Origin of the sequence: Streptococcus sp. 1055 (genome assembly GCF_013276815.1) — a bacterium.
Taxonomy (GTDB): domain Bacteria; phylum Bacillota; class Bacilli; order Lactobacillales; family Streptococcaceae; genus Streptococcus; species Streptococcus pseudopneumoniae.
The window spans coordinates 1-7,572 of sequence record NZ_VMLT01000152.1 but is presented as its reverse complement, the minus strand read 5'-3'; the positions used below and the strand labels follow the sequence as shown (position 1 = coordinate 7,572).

General features: G+C 40.5%; 7 protein-coding genes. 2 read left to right on the top strand and 5 right to left on the bottom strand.

The genetic code is table 11. From position 1 onward, the window contains the following. Positions 1-82 precede the first annotated feature (82 nt). The 5 genes from HT699_RS11125 to HT699_RS11105 form a co-directional block, all read right to left on the bottom strand. A complete protein-coding gene (locus tag HT699_RS11125) occupies positions 83-1,147 on the bottom strand; it encodes a DUF6574 domain-containing protein (protein WP_000808433.1) in 1,065 nt (354 codons plus the stop codon). 60 nt (positions 1,148-1,207) lie between these two features. Further along, complete coding sequence (locus tag HT699_RS11120) at positions 1,208-2,119, bottom strand: DUF4097 domain-containing protein (protein ID WP_001229062.1); 912 nt, start codon at positions 2,117-2,119, stop codon at positions 1,208-1,210. Next, the gene (locus HT699_RS11115; protein WP_000198676.1) at positions 2,112-2,705 is read right to left on the bottom strand and encodes a DUF1700 domain-containing protein; all 594 of its coding nucleotides are present in this window, start codon (positions 2,703-2,705) and stop codon (positions 2,112-2,114) included. Before HT699_RS11115 ends, HT699_RS11120 begins: the two co-directional genes overlap by 8 nt. Then, on the bottom strand, positions 2,692-3,018 hold the full coding sequence (locus tag HT699_RS11110; protein ID WP_000273854.1) for a PadR family transcriptional regulator: 327 nt from the start codon (positions 3,016-3,018) through the stop codon (positions 2,692-2,694). The genes HT699_RS11115 and HT699_RS11110 overlap by 14 nt, the downstream gene beginning before the upstream one ends. Positions 3,019-3,156: 138 nt before the next feature. Continuing rightward, positions 3,157-4,323 (bottom strand): CynX/NimT family MFS transporter, encoded by a 1,167-nt coding sequence (locus HT699_RS11105; RefSeq protein WP_000744907.1) that lies wholly within the window; start codon positions 4,321-4,323, stop codon positions 3,157-3,159. A 57-nt stretch (positions 4,324-4,380) separates the two neighbouring features. Between HT699_RS11105 and HT699_RS11100 the strand changes: the two genes are divergently transcribed. Beyond that, positions 4,381-5,511 (top strand): glycosyltransferase family 2 protein, encoded by a 1,131-nt coding sequence (locus HT699_RS11100; RefSeq protein ID WP_138701586.1) that lies wholly within the window; start codon positions 4,381-4,383, stop codon positions 5,509-5,511. Positions 5,512-5,578: 67 nt separating this feature from the next. Next, positions 5,579-7,429: a nucleoside-diphosphate sugar epimerase/dehydratase gene (locus tag HT699_RS11095; protein WP_138701585.1), complete on the top strand. Its 1,851-nt coding sequence runs from the start codon at positions 5,579-5,581 to the stop codon at positions 7,427-7,429. Positions 7,430-7,572 lie beyond the last annotated feature (143 nt).

The following is a 7,572-nucleotide window of genomic DNA, read 5'->3' as shown; positions in this document are numbered from 1 at the left end:
ATAAGACTGACAAAGTCAGGAACATATATCTATGGTAAGGCGAAGCTGACGTGGTTGAAGAGATTTTCGAAGAGTATGAATTTTAAAGAAAGGCCAAGATACGGAGATAATCCCCAATCAGTGCCACTTCAGCTACAAAGAAGAGGAGGATAATGACTCCGTTCACAAGGACAGACAAGAATAACTGATAGAAAGAGTCGCTTTCACTTGCTTGACTTGGTCTTGTAATGATATGGAGACTGGCAAGCAGAATGATTCCAATGCTAATCACACACAAGAGGGCTGTAAATCGCAGGCTGTCAAAGAAGGCAAAGAAACTAGCAGTGGCAGTGAGGAAGATTGGAATTGCTAAGAGTTGACTATATTGTTGGAGACCCTTTTCTAGCGTCCAGTCCTTTTCTTGGTAGATAAATCGTCTCACGACGAAACTACCCAAGAGGAATGAAAAGAAGAAGAGCGTTGTCGCTACTAGGATAGAGACGATAGAAAAAAGAGTTAAAGGAGCTAGCTGCTCAGGGAAGCGACTGTTAATGCTTGCTATATGTCCATAGTAAGCATGTTTGATGTGATAGATACTAAAGAAAAAGGAAGATGCAGAAAACAGAATGAGCAAGAGAAAGGCTGTGTAGCTGTGTGTGCTACTTGTTTCAAGCTTGCTTGTAGGAGATTTGATCGCTTCCACTAGCCAAGACCAAAAATCAAGCGCTTGCTCTTTCCATTTATCCCTAGATTTTGGAACTTGGTCGGGGATATAGGGACTTTCTAAAGATTTACTGATAAGAAGTGGCTCTTTCGTGGTTGCTTTTTGCTGAGGAAGAGCTTCTTGGCTTTCTTCAGCCATAGTGACTTTTTCTGTTTCTTTAGGAAGGTCTGGCTCTTCTTCAGTAGAATCTAATGCTTTCTTTTCTTCTATTTCTGTTCTCGTTTCACCGTCTTCAGGCGTTTCAATTGTCTCTTCTTGCTGGCTTTCCAATTCGACTTCAGCTTGAGAGACTTCCTCCTCTAACTGAGTATTTTTTTCAATTGGTGTATCGAGATCGGCTATCCTTTCTTCAGCCTTGTCTGCAACCTCTTGAGCTTGCTCTTCAGGCTTGTTCTTGCTTGTTGTTTTTACAAAATCATTACTTTCAAACCATTCTTGTTTCATGGTAGAACCTCCTTTTAGTTAGATAAATAGTTTCCATAGTAGCAGATGTAAGCGTTTTTGTCAACGTCTGCTTGGGGTGGATATTAGTTCAATATCATCATCAGATCTCGCAATGAGTTGATCCTTGACATCGGTTTTTTCAGTTTTGTAAGGGTTGCTTAATTCCGTACCTCTTGATTCAGGCTCTTCTCTTGTGAATTGGAAGATAGAACCGTAGTTACTTGAGATGTCCCAGTTAATTCGTTGGCTTTCTTTTTGGTCTAGGATGATTCTGAGATAATCTTTGGCAGTCAGTTCAACCTTACCATGGACTTGGATATTTTCAGCGTGGAAGTGATTCTCTGTTGACTCTAGCTGACTATCTGTAAGGTCTGTATCAAAGATATTGACGATATTGGGAGTTGTGAGTTTACTGTTTTTGATACGACTTCCTTCAATTCGGAGGATATAGCCGTTTGTATTGAGGGTCGCATTTTCAAGGCTAGCATTTATGATGGTGGTTTGTCCGCGATTGGCTGAGATGTTGATCCCTTTTAGAGTTCTCCCTTTCGGTAGTCCGATGATGACATCATTAAAACGATTAGATGAACTACTTACAATATGGAGAATCCCATCAATTCCAGAAGAGATAAATGGACTTTCAGACAGTTTCTTATCAGTGAGACTCAGAGTTCTATCGTTCTGATTGGTGATAAGATCATGGTGAGCAGAAAGAGATGGATGGTAAGAAATGTGGATTTGATCATCGAAAGAGTCTGTGATGGTCAGCGCGTGTTGGTGGAGAGTGATTTCTAGGTTTTCGACTTCCTTGCCAAAGGTTAGTTCTTCCGTACGGCTATCATAGACAGGTTCTTTGGACATGGAAAGTAGGCTCTTAATCCCGTCAGATTGGATGCCTACAAAGAGCAGGATAAATCCGATAACGGTAGTCACCACACCAAAAATGAGAAATCCTTTTGTCAATTTACGCATGCTGGTCACCTCTCTTTCCTTTTTTGAGAACAAATTGCACCAAGCGAACAATGAGTAGACCGAAGAAGCGGGCTACATAGGAAATACCTAGTAAAACTAGCGAAGAAGCACCGATGGCTAGTAAACCAGAACCGAAAATCAAGATAAAGGCTGATTTGGCTTGGGCGAGAACAGTGAAACTTTCAACTAAAAATAGGAATCCGCCGATGATACCCAGTATGGAAACCGCAAAGAAAGCCAAGATGACAGTCAAGGCTGCCACAAAGATTGCGAACAGGGACACGAGGATGGCGATTCCCAGAGGAATACCAATAGGGGCTGCAAGGAGAGCTAACAAGGCGATATGCAAAATTTGTCGGTTATTCTTTTGAGCAGATGCCTCATTGATTTTTTTATCGAGAAGATTGGAGAGGACTTCGTGAGCTGCTTCCTTAGGAGTTCCTAAGCTAGCGATGAGTTCTTCCTCTCCTTCGACTCCAGCATCGTCAAAGAGCTCTCTGAAATAGTCCATGGCTTCAATTTGGTCAGCTTCAGGTAGTTTCTTGAGATAGAGTTCTAGCTGAGTCAGGTATTCAGTTCTTGTCATGGCGGATACTCCCTTCTATGATGCCATTGATGGTGTCTGTATAGAGTGCCCATTCATCTTTTAGGGTCAAGAGCTGTTCTATACCACCATTTGTCAAGGAGTAGTATTTGCGCATGCGACCTTGGAACTCTCTAGAATAGGTTGTCAGAAAGCTATTGCCTTCCAATTTTTTGAGAATGGGATAGAGTGTGGATTCTTTGATATTAGCGATCAGCTTAATGGTTTGGCTAATCTCATAACCATAAGAATCCCCTTTTTCCAGTACGGCCAAGATGAGAAATTCAATCAAGGCAGAGGATGTTGGAAAGTACATGGGAAACCTCCTTTTCTAATGTGTAGGATTTTTATATATAATTTTTCTACACATACATTGTACATCTAAAAGAAAGCCCTGTCAAGAGAAATGTGTAAAATTTTTATATATAAAAAACTTCTAGCTAAAACTAGAAGTTTAAAGGATCTTATCCGCTCTGTCCACTGTAAAGAGGGCCACAGTCATCAGGATATCGATGAGCAAGAGGGCAGCTACAGATGGTACCCAAGAGTGGAACAGGTCAAAACTGTAACCAAAGAGGGTTGGCCCAAAGGCTGCTAGGATATAGCCTCCTGTTTGAGATAGGCCGGACAATTGGGCTGTCTTTTCAGGGGCGCTTGTCTTGAGTGAAAAGTTGACCATGAGATAAGGGAAGAGGGCACTGGTTGCGGTTCCGATGAGGAGATGGATGGCAAGCCAGTAAATGAAATTATTGATTGGGAAAAAGAGCATGGAAATGCCGACCACACCAGCTAGTGAAACCAGAGTGAGCATGAGCTGACGGTTGCGAGTAGATAAACTGGTTGTCAGGCTTGGGATGGTCATTGAAAAAGGAATGCTAATCAGAGATAAGATAGAAGTCAGCAAGCCAGCTTCGTGACTGGATAGACCTGCATGGATAGACATGGTAGGTAACCAGGTCATGACGGTGTAAAAGATCAAGGATTGAAAACCTGAAAAGATAATAATTGCCCAAACCTGTTTATTACGCATGACCTTTATTTGACTTTTTTGTTTGGTTTGTGGAGCTAGTCTATGATTATAGCGGTGATTTGGGAGCCAGACCAAAAAAGTTGCTAGACAGAGTAACGTGAGGAGGAGGATAAGTCCTTTCCAAGAACTGGCTTGTGTAATGGGCACAGCTAGATAGGAAGCCAGAGCCGTTGCAATCCCCATAGAGGTTACATATAAGGTGGTCAGAAAACCAATTTTCTTTGGTTGATTGGCTTGGATAAGACTAGGAAGCAGGACATTGATGACTGCGACACTTGCCCCAACCATCAAGGTTCCTAGATAGAGCAGGGGCAGATTGATTAGTCGAATGAGTGAGCCGATGGTCAAGAAGAAGAGGCTGTAGGTGAAGAGATGCTCCAAGCCGATTTTCTGAGCCAGTCGGGTAGAAAATGGTGAAAAGAGGGTAAACATAAGGAGAGGCAGGCTGGTCAAGACACCAAGCGAACTAACTTCTACCTCCAGACCTTGCGAAATATTTCCCAAAATAATGGGTAAAACAGTAAAAGGAGTTCGCAAGGAAACACCAATCAGGATAATACCTGGAACAAAAAAGAGTGATTGCTTTTTCATATAATACCTCTTCTAGCTGATTTTAATAACAGCTTATTTTAAGGCTTTTTCACTATAATGTCAAGTAAGGTTTCTGGCTTTCAAGATAAAAATGGGAAAGTCTTGAAAATTATGATAGAATGGTGGAAGGAAAAATTCAGGAGAGTAGTAGTGACTCAAAATGTTGAAAGTCTTCTCGTATCCATTGTAATCAGTGCATACAATGAAGAAAAATATCTGTCTGGTCTAATTGAAGACTTAAAAAATCAAACCTATCCTAAAGAGAATATTGAAATTCTATTTATAAATGCTATGTCCACAGATGGGACCACAGCTATCATTCAGCAATTTATAAAGGAAGATACAGAGTTTAACTCAATTAGATTGTATAACAATCCTAAGAAAAATCAAGCTAGTGGTTTTAACCTGGGAGTTAAACATTCTGTAGGGGACCTTATTTTAAAAATTGATGCTCATTCAAAAGTTACTGAGAGTTTTGTAATGAACAATGTGGCTGTTATTCAACAAGGTGAATTTGTCTGTGGGGGGCCTAGACCGACGATTGTCGAAGGAAAAGGAAAATGGGCAGAGACCTTGCATCTTGTTGAGGAAAATATGTTTGGCAGTAGCATTGCCAATTATCGAAATAGTGCCGAGGATAGATATGTTTCTTCTATTTTTCATGGGATGTATAAACGAGAGGTTTTCCAGAAGGTTGGTTTAGTAAATGAGCAACTTGGCCGAACTGAAGATAATGATATTCATTATAGAATTCGAGAACATGGTTATAAAATCCGCTATAGCCCAAGTATTCTATCTTATCAGTATATTCGACCAACATTCAAGAAAATGCTGCATCAAAAGTATTCAAATGGTTTGTGGATTGGCTTGACAAGTTATGTTCAGCCTAAGTGTTTATCATTATTTCACTATGTTCCTTGTTTATTTGTTTTGAGTCTTGTGTTTAGTCTAGCATTGTTACCGATCACATTCGTATTCATAACTTTACTATTAGGTGCCTATTTTCTACTTTTGTCATTACTCACTTTGCTGACTTTATTAAAACATAAAAATGGATTTCTAATTGTGATGCCCTTTCTTTTATTTTCCATTCACTTTGCTTATGGCCTTGGAACGATTGTAGGTTTAATTAGAGGATTTAAATGGAAGAAAGAGTACAAGGGAACAGTAATTTATTTGGAAAAATAAGCTAAATAAATTAAAATGTGCTACAATAACAATATAGTAAAACTCTTTTAAGGAGGAGTAAATTTCTATGAATAAAAAACTCACAGATTATGTGATTGATCTGGTGGAAATTTTAAATAAACAACAAAAGCAGGTTTTCTGGGGAATATTTGATATTTTGAGTATGGTGGTTTCCATCATTGTATCTTATATCTTATTCTACGGCTTGATTAATCCAGCACCTGTTGACTACATTATCTATACGAGTTTGGCCTTCTTGTTTTATCAATTGATGATTGCATTTTGGGGCTTGAATGCTAGTATTAGTCGTTACAGCAAGATTACGGACTTTATGAAAATCTTTTTTGGTGTGACTGCTAGCAGTGTCTTGTCATATAGTATCTGCTATGCCTTCTTGCCACTTTTCTCCATCCGTTTCATCATTCTCTTTATCTTGTTGAGTACTTTCTTGATTTTATTGCCACGGATTACTTGGCAGTTAATCTACTCCAGACGCAAAAAAGGCAGTGGTGATGGAGAACACCGTCGGACCTTCTTGATTGGTGCCGGTGATGGTGGGGCTCTCTTTATGGATAGTTACCAACATCCAACAAGTGAATTAGAGCTGGTCGGTATCTTGGATAAGGATGCTAAGAAAAAGGGTCAAAAACTTGGTGGTATTCCTGTTTTAGGTTCTTATGACAATCTGCCTGAATTGGCTAAACGCCATCAAATCGAGCGAGTTATCGTTGCAATTCCATCGCTTGACCCGTCAGAGTATGAACGTATCCTGCAAATGTGTAATAAACTGGGTGTCAAATGTTACAAGATGCCTAAGGTTGAAACCGTTGTTCAAGGCCTTCACCAAGCAGCTACTGGCTTCCAGAAGATTGATATTACAGACCTTTTGGGCCGTCAGGAAATTCGTCTTGACGAATCGCGTCTGGGTGCAGAACTGACAGGTAAGACCATCTTAGTCACAGGAGCTGGAGGTTCAATCGGTTCTGAAATCTGTCGTCAAGTTAGTCGCTTCAATCCTGAACGCATTGTCTTGCTCGGTCATGGGGAAAACTCAATCTACCTTGTTTATCATGAATTGATTCGTAAGTTCCAAGGGATTGATTATGTACCTGTGATTGCCGACATTCAAGACTACGACCGTCTCTTGCAAGTCTTTGAGCAGTACAAACCTGCTATTGTTTATCATGCGGCAGCCCACAAGCATGTTCCTATGATGGAGCGCAATCCAAAAGAAGCCTTCAAAAACAATATCCGCGGAACTTACAATGTTGCTAAGGCTGTTGATGAAGCTAAAGTGTCTAAGATGGTTATGATTTCGACAGATAAGGCAGTTAATCCACCCAATGTTATGGGAGCAACCAAGCGCGTGGCTGAGTTGATTGTCACTGGCTTTAACCAACGTAGCCAATCGACCTACTGTGCGGTTCGTTTTGGGAATGTTCTTGGTAGTCGTGGTAGTGTCATTCCAGTCTTTGAACGTCAGATTGCTGAAGGTGGGCCTGTAACGGTGACAGACTTCCGTATGACCCGTTACTTTATGACTATTCCAGAAGCTAGCCGTCTGGTTATCCATGCTGGTGCTTATGCCAAGGATGGGGAAGTCTTTATCCTTGATATGGGCAAACCAGTCAAAATCTATGACTTGGCCAAGAAAATGGTCCTTCTAAGTGGACACACCGAAAGCGAAATTCCAATCGTTGAAGTTGGAATCCGTCCAGGTGAAAAACTCTACGAAGAACTCTTGGTATCAACAGAACTTGTTGATAACCAAGTTATGGATAAGATTTTCGTTGGTAAGGTTAATGTCATGCCTCTAGAAGCCATCAATCAAAAGATTGGAGAGTTCCGCACTCTCAGTGGAGATGAGTTGAAGCAAGCCATTATCGCCTTTGCTAATCAAACAACCCACATTGAATAAAAAAGAAAAGCGCATATTATCAGGTCTTGAGCCTTGGTAATATGCGTTTTGTTATGTAGAGGCTTATACTCTTCGAAAATCTCTTCAAACCACGTCAACGTCGCCTTGCCGTAGATATATGTTACTGACTTCGTCAGTTCTAT

Bases quoted from the DNA above. Each gene is read 5' to 3' on its own strand.
- HT699_RS11105 (WP_000744907.1), bottom strand. From the start codon at position 4,323: ATGAAAAAGCAATCACTCTTTTTTGTTCCAGGTATTATCCTGATTGGT.
- HT699_RS11125 (WP_000808433.1), bottom strand. From the start codon at position 1,147: ATGAAACAAGAATGGTTTGAAAGTAATGATTTTGTAAAAACAACAAGC.
- HT699_RS11110 (WP_000273854.1), bottom strand. From the start codon at position 3,018: ATGTACTTTCCAACATCCTCTGCCTTGATTGAATTTCTCATCTTGGCC.
- HT699_RS11115 (WP_000198676.1), bottom strand. From the start codon at position 2,705: ATGACAAGAACTGAATACCTGACTCAGCTAGAACTCTATCTCAAGAAA.
- HT699_RS11095 (WP_138701585.1), top strand. From the start codon at position 5,579: ATGAATAAAAAACTCACAGATTATGTGATTGATCTGGTGGAAATTTTA.
- HT699_RS11120 (WP_001229062.1), bottom strand. From the start codon at position 2,119: ATGCGTAAATTGACAAAAGGATTTCTCATTTTTGGTGTGGTGACTACC.
- HT699_RS11100 (WP_138701586.1), top strand. From the start codon at position 4,381: ATGTCAAGTAAGGTTTCTGGCTTTCAAGATAAAAATGGGAAAGTCTTG.